Below are 17,411 nucleotides of genomic sequence, written 5' to 3'. Positions count from 1 at the left end.
TATGCTGTTGTAAGAATTTGTTTGTTATATGGAAAATAGTACAGATATGTAAAGAGAGTGTGTAACAGTTTTGGAAATATAGTATACTAAACATACAATACATGAAGAATTTAGGGAAAAGAAAGTATGGTGAAACCATTTGGCTACCAAACATAACCAAATTTTAGAACATATTAATAACTTGCCAGTAGGGCATAAAATTTCTGTGCGTCAAATTGCAAAGGATTTAAGTGTCAGTGAAGGAACAGCATATCGCGCAATTAAAGATGCAGAAAATAAAGGATATGTAAGTACGATTGAACGCGTGGGAACAATTCGAATTGAACAAAAGAAGAAAGAAAATATTGAAAAACTGACATATGCAGAAGTCGTTAACATTGTCGATGGTCAAGTGTTAGGCGGTAGAGAAGGGTTACATAAGACATTAAATAAATTTGTAATTGGCGCAATGAAATTAGAAGCGATGATGCGCTATACAGAAGCTGGGAACTTATTAATTATTGGGAACCGTACAAATGCGCACCAGCTTGCGTTAGAAAGGGGAGCTGCTGTATTAATTACAGGTGGATTTGATACGGAAGATTATGTGAAGAAATTAGCAGACGAATTGAAGTTGCCAATTATCTCAAGTAGCTATGATACATTTACTGTAGCGACACTAATTAACCGTGCGATTTACGATCAGCTTATTAAAAAGGAAATTGTACTTGTTGAAGATATTTTAACGCCAATTGAAGAAACTTTATATTTAAAGCCAGATGATAAAGTGGAGAGATGGCATGCTTATAATAAAGAAACGATGCATGGGCGTTATCCAATCATCGATGACAATAAAAAAGTATTAGGAATCGTAACGTCAAAAGATATGATTGGGGTTGCAAAAGAAACACCGATTGAAAAGGTCATGACAAAACAACCGATTACAGTGAATGGAAAAATGTCTGTTGCTGCAGCAGCACGTATGATGGTTTGGGAAGGAATTGAAATGCTTCCTGTGGTGGATGAAGGGAGCAAACTGCAGGGAATTATTAGTCGTCAAGATGTACTTCAGGCACTGCAAATGATTCAGCGTCAACCACAAGTAGGAGAAACAATTGATGATATCGTAACAAGTCAATTTGTGAATCAAAAAGAAACGAAACATGAACAAAATTATCAATTTTCAGTAACGCCACAAATGACGAATTCATTAGGAACGTTATCTTATGGTGTATTTACAACGATTGTAACAGAGGCGACAAATCGTGTGATTCGAGCGCAAAAGAAGAGCGATTTAATCGTTGAAAATTTAACGATTTATTTTGTAAAGCCTGTCCAAATTGATCATATCGTATCAGTTCATCCAAAGGTATTAGAAATTGGTCGTAAATTTGGTAAGGTCGATGTTGAAGTACATCATGAAGGAAATGTTGTCGGGAAAGCACTGCTTATGGTGCAGTTAATTGATCGATAAATGGAATGAAAAAAGAAGCATACAGGACCTTCGTAGCAAGAGCTGTATAAAAAATGTCGTTTGAAGAGGAACCATTGCACATTCACATGCAAGGAAATCCATTGTGTTTACTTTCTACTTTTGTTGCATATACCAATTGTGAAATCGAAAAGAAATAAAAAAAGCATCTGCTCAAATAGCCGATGCTTTTTTACATTACATTGTTTTATAGGCCTCTGCTTCTTTTACAGCTAGAGGTAAGAAATGCTTATATTGACGGAAACCATTTACAATACTTGCAATGCCAAATAAGAGAAATAATGCACCGACAATGATTCGTGCAGTAGAAAGTTCTAGGAAAAATTGATTGAAACCAAATAAAGAAACGAATGAACCGAGTGCCATTGCCGATTTTCCGGAAAGCCAGCCTTTCTCCATTGGACGGTTTGTACGAAAATATTTTGTTTTATAGAAAAGATACAACATAAATGAGATGATAATACAAAAGACTAATACTGGCATAATACAATCCCCCCATTATTTTGCATATTCTGTTTCTCCGCAGAATGATAAGTATAAGTGGTAAAAATCTAAACTTTCTGATTTATATTATAAAGGAATTGTTCGCATGTATGAAATATTTTCCGCTATAATGGAGAATAAAGTGAAAATAGAGTATATAAATATCGATTGATAAGAAGGAGATTATACATATGCATGAACAAATTTTAGCGGCAATCCAAGAGTTTGATACAATTATTATTCATCGCCATGTGCGTCCAGATCCAGATGCATTAGGATCCCAATGTGGACTTGGGACAATTTTGCAAGAATCGTTTCCAGAAAAAAACATTTATATGGTTGGTTACAATGAACCGTCTTTATCGTATTTACGAGTAATGGACGAGATTGAAGACAGTGTATATGAAAATGCACTTGTTATTGTTTGTGATACAGCAAACCAGGAACGTGTTTGTGATCAGCGCTATACAAAAGGGAAGATGTTAATTAAAATTGATCATCATCCAAATGAAGACCCGTATGGAGATATTACATGGGTGGATACAACAGCAAGCTCTACAAGTGAAATGATTTACGAGTTTTATTCTTATGGGAAAGAGAAAGGCTTAAAAATGACAGCGGAAGCAGCACGTCTTATTTTCGCGGGAATTATTGGAGATACAGGACGTTTCTTATTTCCAAATACAACCGCAAAAACGTTCCGCTATGTCAGTGAACTTGTCGAAATGGGTGTTACATTTACTGGATTATATGATGAAATGTATAAAACGAAAGAGAAAATTGCTCGTTTAAACGGCTACATTTTACAAAACTTCACGATGACAGAAGAAGGTGCGGCCTATATTAAGCTAACGAAAGAAATATTACAACAATTTGATGTGCTTCCTTCAGAAGCATCTGGCGTTGTAGGAGCGCTTGGTAATATTGATGGATTAAAATCGTGGGTTCTGTTTTTAGAAGAGGACGATGTGATTCGTGTTCGTCTTCGTTCGAAGGGGCCTGTTATTAATACTTTAGCAATGCAATATAATGGTGGGGGACATCCGATGGCTTCTGGTGCGAAAGTATTTTCTTGGGAAGAAGCAGATCGCCTTTTTGAAGATTTACGTGCCATTTGCAAGTAAGTAGGGGGAATGCCTCCTATCATTGTTGGAATCATTTCAATAGACTGAGGAGAAAAGTAGAGCGAAAAGGCTCTACTTTTCTTTTTCTATATGAACACTAATTTCAAGTACAGTATCAAAAGAAATCATGTCGACTTTAAAGCGATACATACGATCGTAATGTTTGTAAGTTTTATTTTCAATTAATTTTTTGAGCAGTTCTTTATTTTTGGCGATACTTTGAATATTTTTCGTTAAAAGATGCTGGAGGTCGTTATGAATAGAAGTAGTCATGTTCTCAAGTGTGAGGTTGTCTAAGTCATATTTTTCCCCGTTGATAATTTTTATTTTAATTTCTTGGATTGTTAAGAGTCGTTTATTCTCTTTATTTAGTTTATCTTGATCCTCAAGAAGCACACGTAGTTTTTCTTCTTGTTTATTTATAATGTACTTTTGCTCTGCAATTTGACTAGCTTGTTCTTGTTGGAAGATGCCATATATGTAGAGGAAGATAAACCAGCTAATTACACCGCCAACAGCAGCACCAGCTAAAAATAAATACCATCGTTTGGCAGTAGAAGCGCTGGGAACTCTCATACATGCTCCTGCGTTAACCATTTAATAATAATAAGACCAGTCTGCATGCCGCCTGTTGCAAAGAAGATAAGCAAAATTTGTTTCACAATGTCTTTCATATCTCCCTCAAAAAAACTTCTCTCAAAGCTATAAAATGTGTCAAAAGTCCCGCCGATTGCTGCAACGAGTGCCCAAATCCTTAAATTTTGTGCGAATTGATTAATGGAAGTAAGAGCAGGCTGTCCAATAAGAAAAGCCCCAATTCCTCCAATTAAAGAACCACCAAGTATGACCCCAAAGGCAATAAAGTAACTAATGATAAGCAGAGAGAAAAAAGTATATTGTCTTACATCCATCGTCATTCCCCTTTCTCCTTTATATATATATGGACAAAGTGTGAGAAGTATGTTTTGATTTCCCCTTTCCTCATCACCTATAATGAAAGTAGTCAAATAGGTAAAGAGAGGGTACAACAGTGAAGTTTGTGCATTTACAATGTCAAACCGTTTATAGTTTGTTAAAAAGTGCTTGTAAAATTGATGAACTTGTGGCCAGAGCGAAAGAACTTGGGTTTTCAGCTCTTGCAATTACAGATGAAAACGTGATGTACGGAGTTATTCCATTTTATAAAGCATGTAAGAAGATGGGGATAAAGCCGATTATCGGATTAACAGCTTCCGTTTTGAATGAGGAAGAAGAACGCGCTTATCCACTTGTTTTACTGGCTGAAAATGAAGTAGGTTATCAAAATCTATTGAAAATTTCTAGCACCATTATGACAAAGTCTAAAGATGGAATTCCTAAAAAGTGGCTTGTCCATTATGCGGAAGGATTAACCGCAATTTCACCAGGGAAAGATGGAGAAATTGAACAATTATTATTGCAAGGGAAAGATGAGCTTGCAGAAGAGATTGCCCGCACGTACCAAAATATGTTTGGACATTTTTATATGAGTGTGCAGCATCATGCGATTCAAGATGAATTATTGTTGCAAGAAAAAGTAGCAGAGTTTGTCAGAAACAGGAATATTCCAATCGTGGCAACAAATGATGTTCGGTATATTAATCAAAGCGATGCACTTGTACAAGAATGTTTATTATCTGTTCAGAGCGGTACAAAAATGACGGATCCGGATAGACCAAGGTTGAAAACGGATCAGTACTATTTGAAATCATCAGCTGAAATGGAAGCCTTATTTTCTCATGTGGAAGAAGCACTTCGTAATACCATTCATATTGCAGAACGTTGCCATGTAGAAATTCCATTTCATGTGAATCAATTACCGAAATTTCCTGTTCCTACTAATGAAACGAGCGATGCTTATTTGCGCCGAATTTGTGAAGAGGGACTATATAAGCGCTATGGAACGCCAAAAGAGGTACATGTGAACCGTTTATATCATGAACTTGAGGTTATCTCTCGCATGGGGTTCAGTGATTATTTCCTCATCGTATGGGACTTTATGAAATATGCACACGAACAGAGGATTTTAACAGGGCCAGGACGTGGATCGGCAGCGGGTTCACTTGTCGCATATGTACTAGAAATTACAGATATTGACCCAATTGCATACAATTTATTGTTTGAAAGATTTTTAAATCCGGAACGTGTTACACTTCCAGATATCGATATTGATTTTCCTGATGTAAGACGCGATGAAATGATTCGTTATGTAAAGGATAAATACGGCCAGCTTCGTGTTGCTCAAATTGTTACGTTCGGAACACTGGCTGCAAAAGCAGCAATTCGTGATATTGCTCGTGTAATGGGATTGCCGCCTCGGGATATTGATTTGTTCTCCAAACTGATCCCATCGAAACTTGGAATTACATTAAAAGAAGCTTATGAGGAGTCTGAAGCTCTTCGCGATTTTATTCAAGGAAATCTTTTGCATGAACGTGTATTTGAAATTGCAAAACGTGTGGAGGGATTACCGCGTCATACGTCTATTCATGCAGCTGGCGTTATTATGAGTCAAGAGCCCTTAACAGGAAGTATTGCGATTCAAGAAGGGCATAATGATGTATATGTAACGCAATATCCAGCAGATGTTTTAGAAGAACTTGGTCTACTAAAGATGGACTTTTTAGGGTTGCGCAATTTAACATTGCTTGAAAATATTCTTACTTTTATTACAACAACGACTGGAAAACAAATTGATATAAGGAATGTATCGCTCCAAGATGAAAAGACATTTCAATTGCTCGGAAGAGGAGATACAACAGGGGTATTTCAGCTTGAATCAGGTGGCATGCGAAATGTACTTCGCGGGTTAAAGCCAAACGAATTTGAAGATATCGTTGTCGTCAACTCTTTATATCGCCCAGGACCGATGGAACAAATTCCGGTCTTTATTGAATCTAAACATGGAAGACGAAACATTCAATATTTACATCCAGATTTGAAACCGATTTTAGAGAGTACATATGGCGTAATTGTCTATCAAGAACAAATTATGCAAATTGCTTCTAAATTGGCTGGATTTTCACTTGGAGAAGCGGATTTACTTCGCCGTGCAGTCAGTAAAAAAAGTCGAGATATTTTAGAAGAAGAGCGAAAGCATTTTGTGCAAGGTTGTTTACAAAATGGATATGATCAAACATCTGCAGAGCAAATTTATGATTTAATTGTTAGATTTGCAAATTACGGTTTTAACCGAAGCCATGCGGTGGCGTACAGTATGATTGGGTATCAACTTGCATATTTAAAAGCGAATTATCCACTTCAGTTTATGACCGCTTTATTATCAAGTGCAATTGGAAATGAAGATAAGATTATGCAATATATACGCGAAACCAAACGAAAGGGTTTTCGTGTTTTGCCGCCATCACTTCATAGAAGTAGCTATCATTTTCAAATTGAAGGAAATGCGATTCGTTATAGCCTTCTTTCCATTCGAAATATTGGGATGGCAACAGTGACTGCTTTGATTGAAGAAAGAGAGAAAGCACCGTTTCAAGATTTATTTGACTTTTGTCTTCGAATGCCAGTGAAATTTGTAACAGAGCGCAATTTAGAGGCGTTTGTTTGGTCTGGTTGTTTCGATGATTTTCAAGTTTCACGAACAACTTTGTTTAACAGCATAAAGGGTGCTTTAGAGTACGCAAGTCTTGCGCGTGAATTAGGGGAAGAAAGTGTACCAAAATCAGTTTACGTGCAAGGGAAAGAGTTGTCTTTTATCGAACAATTGAATAAGGAAAAAGAAACGCTTGGTTTTTATTTATCAAGTTATCCGACAGCTCAGTATGCAAGCTTAGTAAAAGAATTAGAAATCCCTTCTCTTGCGCAAGCAATGAGACAAAAAGGAAAAGTACAACGTGCGATTGTTTATCTTACAAGAGTGAAAGTCATTCGTACAAAGAAATTACAAAAAATGGCGTTTGTTACGTTTTGTGATCATAACGATGAAATGGAAGCGGTTGTTTTTCCGGAGACATACATTCATTTTTCAGAAAGGCTACAAGAAGGAGAAATAGTTCTTGTTGAGGGAACGGTTGAATCTAGAAATAATAAATTACAGTGGATTATAAACGGGCTTTATTCATTAGAACAAATGGATGTATATAACGAAATGAAAGAAGCATCCATTTATGTCAAATTACCTTCGCAGTACGATAAGAAGTTATTCAATCAAGTTACAAAAATATTATTTCACTATTCAGGTTTTGCGAAAGTACTAATTTATTATGAAAAGGAACATAAAGTGGTACAATTATCTCGTAGTTTGTCAATCCATCCGAGCGAGGAATGTTTAAGAACACTTCGTGAAATTGTCGGCAAAGAAAATGTGGTCGTAAAAATATAATGGACAACGCCCCTATAGTTCGATTATTATAGTAGTAGTGTTCGTGGTCAGACCACTCGGAAAAATTGATAGCAGCAAGAATAATTTGAGGAGAGTGGATAGTTTGTCAACACTTCGTGAAGAAGCACTTCACATGCATAAAGTGCATCAAGGAAAATTAGAAACTGTATCAAAAGTAAAAGTAGAAAATGCAAAAGACTTAAGTCTTGCATATTCTCCAGGGGTTGCAGAACCTTGTAAAGAAATTTATGACGATAAAAGTAAGGTATATGAATATACAATGAAGGGAAACATGGTAGCTGTTGTAACAGATGGGACAGCAGTACTTGGTCTTGGTAATATTGGACCAGAAGCATCTCTACCTGTAATGGAAGGTAAAGCGGTATTATTTAAGAGCTTTGCTGGCGTAGATGCATTCCCGATTGCCTTAAATACAAACGATGTAGAAAAAATTATTGAAACTGTAAAATTAATGGAGCCAAACTTTGGTGGTGTAAACTTAGAGGATATTGCAGCTCCAAACTGTTTTATTATTGAAGAACGTTTGAAAAAAGAAACGAATATTCCTGTGTTCCATGATGACCAACACGGAACGGCTATCGTAACAGTGGCAGGTCTTGTAAATGCTCTGAAGTTAGTTGGAAAGGAAATGTCTGATATTAAAGTTGTGGCAAATGGTGCAGGTGCAGCGGGTATTGCGATTATTAAACTTTTATACCGTTACGGTGTGCGCGACATTATTATGTGTGACCGTAAAGGAGCGATTTACGACGGCCGCCCTGTTGGTATGAATCCAGTGAAAGAAGAAGTTGCAAAATATACAAATAAAGACCGTGTAGAAGGTTCTTTAGCGGATGTTATAAAAGGTGCGGATGTATTCATCGGTGTATCTGTAGAAGGTGCATTAACGGAAGAAATGGTTCGTACGATGAATAACGACGCAATTATCTTTGCAATGGCAAATCCGGTTCCAGAAATTATGCCAGAAGCGGCAAAAGCAGCGGGTGCAGCGGTTGTTGGAACAGGTCGTTCTGACTTCCCGAACCAAGTAAATAATGTGTTAGCATTCCCTGGCATTTTCCGTGGTGCACTTGATGTGCATGCTACCCAAATTAACGAAGAAATGAAAATGGCAGCTGTAGCGGCTATAGCAGAGCTTGTAACAGCTGATGAGTTAAATGAAGACTATATCATTCCGGCGCCATTTGACGCGCGTGTAGCGCCTCAGGTAGCGGCTTATGTAGCGAAAGCTGCGATGGAGACAGGGGTAGCTCGTCGTCAAGTAGATCCAAATGAAGTTGCTGAGAAAACAAAACGATTAGCGTTGATTGGTAACGAATAAGCGAGGAGTTTTAATTGACATCATCAAATACAAAAGTATACCTCGAAATTGTAAAGAAAATCCGCTCCATTATGGAGGAGGATGGTTTAGTTGCAGGTGACCGTTTGCCGTCAGAGCGTGAGTTAAGTGCACGTTTGAATGTTGGGCGTTCGTCTGTACGAGAAGCATTGCGTGCTTTAGAACTGGTAGGATTAATTGAAACAAGGCGCGGTGAAGGGACGTTTATTCGTAACTTTTATGAAAATGGTCTCGTTCAATTAATTGCACCATTTTTATTGCAAGATGAAAAAACAAGACAGGATTTATTACAAACGAAACGATTAATTGAAAAAGATATGATTCGGATTGTCTGTAATTTATCAGATGATACATTCTCTACGGTGTTAAGTAAATTAAAACAGGCGCTTGAGGGGCATGAAAGTTCAATTCAAGCGTTTCATCAAACGTTTTTCAAAACACTTATTGAACAAGTGGATAACTATTTACTATATCGCATTTGGATGATTGTAAATGATTATGTGGCAACCCTTTCTTGTAAAGTGTTAATAGACTCTATAGAGGGATATAGAAAACTTTACAAAGCTTTGGAAGCAAAACAGGAAGAAGAGACACTGAACATTTATGATGAATTGATAGAGAAAATACAGTTTCACTCGTAATGTATAAAATTTGTCGAAATGACCATGACACGTTATGACAAACAATCTACCGCACAGCGGTTAAAGTTAAACGTAAAGAGAGAGGTTATTAGACAGATTAAGAAAAGAAGGCTAACATCGATTTTTGGTGTTAGCCCCATTTTCTTCCTAACCTTAGCTCTCAACAAAGGGGGTCAAATTGTGCTAAGAGATTTATTCGTGAAAAAGAAAAAGTACGCTGCAATTCCTTCAGAACAAGTACGAAAAGATGTACCGGACGGTGTTATGACCAAATGTCCAAAATGTAAAAAAATTATGTATACAAAAGAGCTTCTAAAAAATTTAAAAGTATGTGTGAACTGTGGATATCATCATCCGATGAATGCATGGGAACGTCTCGACAGTATATTGGATGAAGGATCATTTCGTGAATATGATAAAGAAATGGTTTCTTTAAATCCACTTCAGTTTCCAAACTATGAAGAGAAACTAGAGAACGATCGAAAGAAAACAGAATTAAATGAAGCGGTTGTGACAGGTGAGGGAACAATTGATGAAATGCTTGTTGTTGTGGCAGTAATGGATTCTCGTTTTCGAATGGGCAGCATGGGCTCTGTAGTAGGCGAAAAAATTGCACGTGCAGTCGAAAAGGCATATGAATTACAAGTGCCGTTTATCATTTTCACTGCTTCGGGCGGTGCTCGTATGCAAGAAGGTATATTAAGTCTAATGCAAATGGCAAAGACAAGTGTAGCTTTGAAGAAATATAGTAATGCTGGAGGATTATTTATTTCTGTTATGACGCATCCGACAACGGGCGGAGTTTCAGCAAGTTTCGCTTCACTTGGTGACTATAATCTTGCAGAACCAGGTGCACTGATTGGTTTTGCCGGTAGACGTGTTATTGAACAAACAGTGCGTGAGAAACTCCCAGAAGATTTTCAAACAGCAGAATTTTTGTTAGAACATGGTCAATTGGATGCCGTTGTGCATCGCAATGAGATGAGAGAATCACTCCGCAAGATTTTAGAAGTTCATCAAGGGGAGGGAATGGCTGTATGGCAGAACTAGAATTTGAGAAACCGGTTGTTGAGCTAAGAAATAAAATTCATGAACTAAAAGAATATACGAAACACAGCCAGATGGATTTCAGTGAGGAGATTCGTATTTTGGAAGATAAGCTAGAAAATTTAGAGGAAGAAATATACGGCAATATGAAGGTTTGGGATCGCGTTCAAATTGCTCGGCATGCAGAAAGGCCAACGACGCTTGATTATATTGAGCACTTATTTACTGATTTTTTTGAATGTCACGGAGATCGCTTCTTTGGTGATGATGCAGCGATTGTTGGCGGCATTGCGAAGTATAATGGCATGCCTGTAACTGTAATTGGGCATCAGCGCGGGAAAGATACGAAAGAAAATATTCGCCGTAATTTTGGAATGCCTCATCCAGAAGGCTATCGTAAAGCGCTGCGTTTAATGAAACAAGCGGAAAAGTTTAATCGTCCAATTATTTGTTTTATTGATACAAAAGGTGCTTATCCAGGGAAAGCGGCTGAAGAACGTGGTCAAAGTGAGGCAATCGCTCGCAATTTATTTGAAATGGCGGGTCTTACTGTTCCTGTTATTTGTATTGTTATTGGTGAAGGTGGTAGCGGTGGTGCATTAGGTCTTGGAGTAGGGGATTACATTTATATGCTAGAAAATTCCACTTATTCTGTCATTAGTCCAGAAGGTGCGGCGACCATTCTTTGGAAAGATGCGACAAAAGCGAGAGATGCTGCGGAAGCATTGAAAATTACAGCGGCTGATTTGAAAGAATTAGGTGTAATTGACGAAATTATTCCCGAATCAAGAGGCGGAGCGCATCGTAATATTTTAAAGCAATCAGAAAATATCAATGTTGTGTTGCAGAAAACGTTTGAACAATTAAGTGGTATTTCGAAAGACGAATTAATTGAAAAACGTTATGAAAAATATATGAAAATTGGGCAAGTTTCGTTTTCAAACGCTTCCATTTGGGTAAAATAATAAAAGCGTGCGTTCCCTTTCGCGAATGCACGTTTTTATTGTGAAAAGACACATCTTCTCCATTGTATTTTTATATTTCTTCATGTTATTTTATTATAAGGCAAATAATCTTTTTGAGGTGAGTACAAATGAAACGTATTGGTGTATTAACAAGTGGTGGAGATTCACCTGGTATGAACGCTGCCATTCGTGCGGTTGTTCGTAAAGCGATTTACCATGATATTGAAGTATATGGTATCTACCATGGATATGCTGGACTAATTTCTGGTCACATTGAAAAATTAGAACTTGGTTCCGTTGGCGATATTATTCACCGTGGTGGTACGAAATTATATACAGCAAGATGCCCTGAGTTTAAAGATCCAGCTGTTCGTGAAAAAGGAATCGAACAATTGAAGAAACTTGGTATTGAAGGACTTGTTGTTATTGGTGGAGACGGTTCTTACCAAGGAGCTAAAAAATTAACAGAGCAAGGCTTCCCTTGTGTAGGTGTACCAGGTACTATCGATAATGATATTCCTGGAACAGACTTTACAATTGGATTCGATACGGCTTTAAATACTGTTATTGATGCAATTGATAAAATTCGTGATACAGCTACATCTCATGAACGTACATACGTTATTGAAGTAATGGGGCGTCACGCTGGAGACATCGCATTATGGGCGGGTTTAGCTGATGGTGCAGAGACAATCTTGATTCCAGAAGTAGAATATGATATGGATGATGTAATTGCTCGTTTAAAACGCGGTAGCGAACGTGGTAAAAAACATAGTATCATTGTTGTAGCTGAAGGTGTTGGCAGTGCGATTGACATTGGTAAGAAAATTGAGGAAGCGACAAACTTTGATACTCGTGTAACAGTATTAGGTCATGTACAACGTGGTGGATCACCAAGTGCACAAGACCGTGTATTAGCGAGTCGCCTTGGCGCAAGAGCAGTTGAATTATTAATGGAAGGCAAGGGCGGACGTTGCGTTGGTATCCAAAACAACAAACTGGTTGATCATGATATTATCGAAGCGTTAGCTCAAAAACATGTAATTGATACAGATATGTATGAATTATCTAAAGAATTATCCATCTAATCGACGTAATGTCAGATATTTGGGAACGGTTTCAGAAATTTCGGAGGTGCAATATGCGTAAAACAAAAATTGTATGTACTATAGGTCCTGCTAGTGAAAATATTGAGAAATTAGAACAGTTAATTGAGGCTGGTATGAACGTTGCTCGTTTAAACTTCTCTCATGGTAGCCATGAAGAGCACGGAGCACGTATTAAAAACATTCGTGAAGCGTCTAAAAAGACTGGTAAAACAGTTGCAATCTTACTTGATACAAAAGGTCCAGAAATTCGTACACACGACTTCGTAGACGGACAAGCTGAGCTAACAACTGGTTCAGAAGTAGTTATTTCTACTGAGCAAGTATTAGGAACTGCAGAAAAGTTCTCAGTAACTTATGCTGGTTTATATGACGATGTAAATCCAGGTTCTCGCATTCTAATCGATGATGGTTTAATCGAGCTAGAAGTAATCGAGAAAGCTGACGGAAATATCCGTACAAAAGTACTAAACAGCGGTATTGTAAAAAATAAAAAAGGTGTAAACGTACCAAACGTAAGCATTAAGCTTCCTGGTATTACTGAAAAAGACGTAAAAGATATCATCTTTGGTATCGAGCAAAATGTTGACTTTATCGCAGCATCTTTCGTTCGTAAAGCAGCTGACGTGTTAGAAATTCGTGAATTATTAGAAGAACATAATGCACAACATATCCAAATCGTTCCAAAAATTGAAAACCAAGAGGGTATCGATAACATCGATTCAATCTTAGAAGTTTCTGACGGCTTAATGGTAGCTCGTGGTGATATGGGTGTAGAAATTCCACCAGAAGAAGTGCCATTAGTACAAAAACGTCTAATCAAAAAATGTAACGTATTAGGCAAACCAGTTATTACTGCAACACAAATGTTAGATTCTATGCAACGTAACCCACGTCCGACTCGTGCGGAAGCAAGTGACGTAGCAAATGCAATCTTTGACGGTACAGATGCAATCATGCTTTCAGGTGAAACTGCAGCAGGGCAATATCCAATAGAAGCAGTAACAATGATGGCGAATATTGCAACACGCGTTGAGAAATCATTACAATATAAAGATATGTTCAAGAAACGTATTAAAGAGCTTACACCAACAATTACAGATGCGATTAGTCAATCTGTTGCACATACAGCAATCGCTCTTGATGTAGCTGCAATCTTTGCTCCAACTGAAAGTGGCTATACTGCAAAAATGATCTCTAAATACCGTCCAAAATCTCCAATCGTAGCTGTAACATCTGATGAGCAAGTATGCCGTCGTCTTGCACTTGTTTGGGGTGTACAAGCGTTTATGGCTAGTAAACGTGCGGCGTCTACTGATGAAATGTTAGATACTGCTATTCAAACAGGTATGGATGCTGGTCTAATCGGACTTGGTGATACTGTAGTTATTACAGCTGGTGTTCCAGTTGCTGAAACAGGTACAACAAACTTAATGAAAATTCATGTTGTTGGCGAAGAAATCGCTAAAGGACAAGGAATTGGTCGTAAAGCGGCAAAAGGTAAAGTGGTTGTAGCGAAAACAGCAACTGAGGCTGTAGCGAACGTAAAAGAAGGAGATATTCTAGTTACAACAAGTACTGATAAAGATATGATTCCTGCAATTGAAAAAGCGGCAGCTTTAGTTGTAGAAGAAGGCGGTTTAACAAGCCATGCAGCTGTTGTAGGTGTTTCAATCGGTATTCCAGTTATCGTTGGCGTAAACGGTGTAACAGAAACTTTAAAAAATGGCCAAGAAGTAACAGTTGATGCAGCTCGCGGAATTGTTTATAATGGACATGCGGAAGTGCTATAAGAAGTAATATGGAGAGAAGGATGAGGATCCTTCTCTTTTTTTTACAACTTAAAAAGGAAATTCGTACAACTTCGATTGAATAAGGGGTGTAGTAAGGGAGCTTCTTCCTCTCTTACTGATTATGAGCCCTTACCAGAGAAGGGACTAGGGATATGGGGATTCGTTCTTCTGAAAGGTTGTGCAGCTTGCTAGGGACAGTTGAAAGGAGTGATAGAAAAATGAAATGGCTGCTCGTTTTATTTATTTTGATACCAGCTCTTGAAGTGACGGTTTTGATTGGTTCAAGTCATGTAATTGGTGTATGGCCAACGTTTGCTATGATTATTGTTACAGCTGCGTTAGGAGCTTATTTAGCGAAGCGACAAGGCTTTAGGGTACTTAGGGAAATTAGGCTTAGAGTAGGCCGAGGAGAGATGCCAGGAGATGCTGTATTAGATGGGATTTTTATTCTTATAGGTGGGGTGCTTTTATTAGTGCCTGGATATGTAACAGATGTAATTGGTTTTGTGTTTGTCATGCCAGTGACACGAAAGATATGGAAGCCGATAGTAATGAGATGGCTAGAGTGGAAATTAAGAAGGAACACAACTATTATTGTACAAAAATAACCCGTAGAACGAGGAATGTTCTACGGGTTATTTTTTTGTCGAATTATAAAGTGTATATTTATTCATTTGTAGAAAAAGGAAGAAAAGGTAATGATAAAAATACTGAAAGTAGAATGAAAATACAAAACTATCCTCAATTATGATATTATATGCAAAAAAATAAGGGATTAGTCGTGATAGATGACTAAGTCCCTTATTTTTTTGTTTCGAATAAAAGTGTTACATATGAATGGTATTATTTTAAGGGAGTCCCTTTAATAAATTTCCATAAATCATGGAAGACATGTGCTTTATGCAATGTATTTAAGAGTACTAATGTGACTGGACCGACAATTAACCCTAAAAAACCATAGAGCTTAAATCCAACGAATAAAGCGACAAGTGTTGGAAGAGGATCAAGTCCAATATTTGATGATAAGACTTTTGGCTCCATAATTTGTCTTTGGACAATTACGACGATATATAAAATGAGTAAGCCGATTGCAAAGGCTGTATCTCCTGTAAAAAAGACGTATATAACCCAAGGAACAAAGACAGCTCCTGTGCCTAAATAAGGAAGCAAGTCTACAATACCAGTTATTAATGCGATTGTGATTGCGTATGGTACTCGTAAAATTAATAAACCAACCAATACAATAATCGTTGTCATCGATACGAGGGTAAGTTGTGCTTTCACAAATCCAAATGATGCTTTTCTTAAATCTACAAAAATGGTCTTTCCGTATCCGTGTACCCGGTTTGGAAGAAAATGTCTTGTTTTATGAGCAAGTCTATGCCAATCGAAGCTAATAAAGAAAGTTGCTAAGAGAACAAAAACAAGCACAGTTAACGTAGTTGGAAGTGCACTAATAAAGTTTGTTAATCCACTAATAATAGCAGTTAACAAATCTTTCATTTGTTTTGTAGCTTCCGTGCCTAGATTTTGAATGTTTTGTGTAATGGTATGTTGCTGAGATTCTCCAAGATGATTAAATTTAGAAATTAAATCGTCGTAGAGAGGCATAATATTGTTGAGTGCAAATTGTTGTGCATATTGAACGATAGTCGGAAATTTGTCGGTAACAATTTGCAATAAATAAGTTGTGGCAGAAATAACTTCTGTCACAAGGTATGTGACGAGTCCAACGATGGCACCGAAAACGAGAATTAAGCTGACGAGCACCGATAATGCACGAGGAAAGTGTAGGTTTTGGTTCAGAAAATTTACGACTGGATTAATCAAATAAGCAAATGCTAGAGCGATAATAAATGGGTATATGAGTCCTGAAATATAGATGAGAACATAAAACCCGATTATTGTTATCATGATGACTAAGATCAGTCGTAATAAGACGTATAGTGAGTTACGATTCAAAGATGTTTACCTCCCATTCCAAAGTGTATTGTGTTATAGTGGAATGATGGATTTATCCTGCTATTTGCGAGTGTTAGGATACACCTAAAACGGCAAAACCATCCTCTCGTAAAAGCTTGATGATGCGGATTAACCAAACAGAAAAGTTATGTTTACATGGTAAGAACCTCACTTTATTTTCTTTTTATTTTACCTGTTTCTTTTCAGAAAAGAAAGAAAAGGAATCTGTTTTATGGCTGTATACTATTCTTCATTCTGGTTTAGGTTTTCAAATCGCAAAAATTGTATGTAATTTATTTGTATCGTCCATACAGTACTTATTTTTATAGAAAGTAATGGATGAAGACTTTATATCTGGTATAACGATATGTTTAACAGTATTTTTGTTTGGAAACAGGTTCATTATTTTCAGAAAGGAAGTGCAATCATGATTAGTCAATCAACGTTATTTTTATTCATACTGCTTATTATTGGGTTAATTGCTAAAAATCAATCATTAATTGTAGCCATTTGTGTGCTATTTGTATTAAAGTGGACGTTTTTGGGAGATAAAATTCTACCTTATTTACAAACGAAAGGGATTAATCTAGGAGTAACAGTCATTACGATAGCGGTTCTTGTTCCAATTGCGACAGGTGAAATTGGTTTTAAGCAACTGAGTGAAGCGACGAAATCTTATTATGCATGGATTGCTTTAGCTTCAGGAATAGCGGTTGCACTATTGGCAAAGGGCGGTTTGCAGTTGTTAACGAACGATCCGCATATTACAACTGCGCTTGTATTTGGGACTATTATTGCGGTTGCTCTATTTAATGGGGTAGCTGTAGGACCGTTAATCGGAGCTGGAATTGCCTATGCAGTCATGAACATTATACAGATGTTTAAATGAAAAATTTTATAGTAATATAAATTTTTTGAATTCTTTCCATTCACAAAAGTCAGATAATTGTTTATAATAAAGATAGAAACTTAAAAAGGTTACATAACAACAAAGACTTACACCAGATAAAATAAAAACAACATAAAACAATTTTTAGTGATATTGTTTTATGTTGTTTTTATCATAAACTCTTCGAAACTAGTTTTCCTCACCATCTGT

The 17,411-nt window shown here is 37.1% G+C and carries 16 protein-coding genes; 12 read left to right on the top strand and 4 right to left on the bottom strand.

What is annotated here, in order from left to right:
* The first annotated feature begins 139 nt into the window (after window positions 1-139).
* Both MR063_RS04280 and MR063_RS04275 read left to right on the top strand, forming a co-directional pair.
* Window positions 140-1,453, top strand: a complete 1,314-nt coding sequence (locus MR063_RS04280; protein ID WP_242193758.1) for a CBS domain-containing protein — start codon at window positions 140-142, stop codon at window positions 1,451-1,453.
* A gap of 53 nt (window positions 1,454-1,506) precedes the next feature.
* Window positions 1,507-1,611 carry a DUF3949 domain-containing protein gene (locus MR063_RS04275; RefSeq protein WP_396021438.1) on the top strand — a complete coding sequence of 35 codons (105 nt, stop codon included), beginning with the start codon at window positions 1,507-1,509 and terminating at the stop codon, window positions 1,609-1,611.
* Window positions 1,612-1,648: 37 nt separating this feature from the next.
* Here MR063_RS04275 and MR063_RS04270 read toward each other — a convergent pair whose 3' ends face one another.
* Window positions 1,649-1,954: a YtpI family protein gene (locus tag MR063_RS04270; protein WP_242145523.1), complete on the bottom strand. Its 306-nt coding sequence runs from the start codon at window positions 1,952-1,954 to the stop codon at window positions 1,649-1,651.
* A 191-nt stretch (window positions 1,955-2,145) separates the two neighbouring features.
* Between MR063_RS04270 and MR063_RS04265 the strand changes: the two genes are divergently transcribed.
* Window positions 2,146-3,078 carry a DHH family phosphoesterase gene (locus MR063_RS04265; RefSeq protein ID WP_242193755.1) on the top strand — a complete coding sequence of 311 codons (933 nt, stop codon included), beginning with the start codon at window positions 2,146-2,148 and terminating at the stop codon, window positions 3,076-3,078.
* Between the two features lie 72 nt (window positions 3,079-3,150).
* Here MR063_RS04265 and ytrI read toward each other — a convergent pair whose 3' ends face one another.
* Window positions 3,151-3,654, bottom strand: a complete 504-nt coding sequence (ytrI, locus tag MR063_RS04260) for a sporulation membrane protein YtrI (RefSeq protein WP_012095750.1) — start codon at window positions 3,652-3,654, stop codon at window positions 3,151-3,153.
* On the bottom strand, window positions 3,651-3,989 hold the full coding sequence (gene ytrH, locus MR063_RS04255) for a sporulation membrane protein YtrH (protein ID WP_242194891.1): 339 nt from the start codon (window positions 3,987-3,989) through the stop codon (window positions 3,651-3,653). Before ytrH ends, ytrI begins: the two co-directional genes overlap by 4 nt.
* A gap of 119 nt (window positions 3,990-4,108) precedes the next feature.
* Between ytrH and dnaE the strand changes: the two genes are divergently transcribed.
* From dnaE to MR063_RS04215, 8 genes are all read left to right on the top strand, one after another.
* Window positions 4,109-7,438: a DNA polymerase III subunit alpha gene (gene dnaE / locus MR063_RS04250; RefSeq protein ID WP_242193751.1), complete on the top strand. Its 3,330-nt coding sequence runs from the start codon at window positions 4,109-4,111 to the stop codon at window positions 7,436-7,438.
* A gap of 133 nt (window positions 7,439-7,571) precedes the next feature.
* Window positions 7,572-8,780, top strand: coding sequence for an NADP-dependent malic enzyme (gene ystJ / locus MR063_RS04245; protein WP_242194888.1), 1,209 nt, complete (start codon window positions 7,572-7,574; stop codon window positions 8,778-8,780).
* Between the two features lie 14 nt (window positions 8,781-8,794).
* Entirely contained in the window at window positions 8,795-9,439 is a 645-nt protein-coding gene (locus tag MR063_RS04240; protein WP_242193746.1) for a FadR/GntR family transcriptional regulator, read from the top strand.
* A 180-nt stretch (window positions 9,440-9,619) separates the two neighbouring features.
* The gene (gene accD, locus MR063_RS04235) at window positions 9,620-10,489 is read left to right on the top strand and encodes an acetyl-CoA carboxylase, carboxyltransferase subunit beta (RefSeq protein ID WP_242145528.1); all 870 of its coding nucleotides are present in this window, start codon (window positions 9,620-9,622) and stop codon (window positions 10,487-10,489) included.
* Window positions 10,477-11,451, top strand: coding sequence for an acetyl-CoA carboxylase carboxyl transferase subunit alpha (gene accA, locus MR063_RS04230; RefSeq protein WP_242145529.1), 975 nt, complete (start codon window positions 10,477-10,479; stop codon window positions 11,449-11,451). Before accD ends, accA begins: the two co-directional genes overlap by 13 nt.
* Window positions 11,452-11,579: 128 nt before the next feature.
* Window positions 11,580-12,539, top strand: a complete 960-nt coding sequence (gene pfkA / locus MR063_RS04225; protein ID WP_242193716.1) for a 6-phosphofructokinase — start codon at window positions 11,580-11,582, stop codon at window positions 12,537-12,539.
* A 53-nt stretch (window positions 12,540-12,592) separates the two neighbouring features.
* Window positions 12,593-14,350: a pyruvate kinase gene (gene pyk, locus MR063_RS04220; protein WP_242193664.1), complete on the top strand. Its 1,758-nt coding sequence runs from the start codon at window positions 12,593-12,595 to the stop codon at window positions 14,348-14,350.
* A 218-nt stretch (window positions 14,351-14,568) separates the two neighbouring features.
* Window positions 14,569-14,958: an FxsA family protein gene (locus tag MR063_RS04215; RefSeq protein ID WP_242193632.1), complete on the top strand. Its 390-nt coding sequence runs from the start codon at window positions 14,569-14,571 to the stop codon at window positions 14,956-14,958.
* 235 nt (window positions 14,959-15,193) lie between these two features.
* Here the strand turns inward: MR063_RS04215 and ytvI are convergent, their stop codons facing one another.
* Window positions 15,194-16,312: a sporulation integral membrane protein YtvI gene (gene ytvI, locus MR063_RS04210; protein ID WP_242193630.1), complete on the bottom strand. Its 1,119-nt coding sequence runs from the start codon at window positions 16,310-16,312 to the stop codon at window positions 15,194-15,196.
* 427 nt (window positions 16,313-16,739) lie between these two features.
* On the opposite strand from ytvI, the gene MR063_RS04205 reads away from it, so the two are divergent.
* Complete coding sequence (locus tag MR063_RS04205; RefSeq protein WP_242145561.1) at window positions 16,740-17,201, top strand: DUF441 domain-containing protein; 462 nt, start codon at window positions 16,740-16,742, stop codon at window positions 17,199-17,201.
* The last annotated feature ends 210 nt before the right edge of the window (window positions 17,202-17,411 follow it).

Origin of the sequence: Bacillus cereus group sp. BfR-BA-01492, assembly GCF_022662815.1 — a bacterium.
In the GTDB taxonomy this organism is placed as follows: Bacteria; Bacillota; Bacilli; order Bacillales; family Bacillaceae_G; genus Bacillus_A; species Bacillus_A cereus_BD.
Note: the sequence above shows the minus strand (reverse complement) of the source record. Positions and strands in the feature narration are given on the sequence as shown.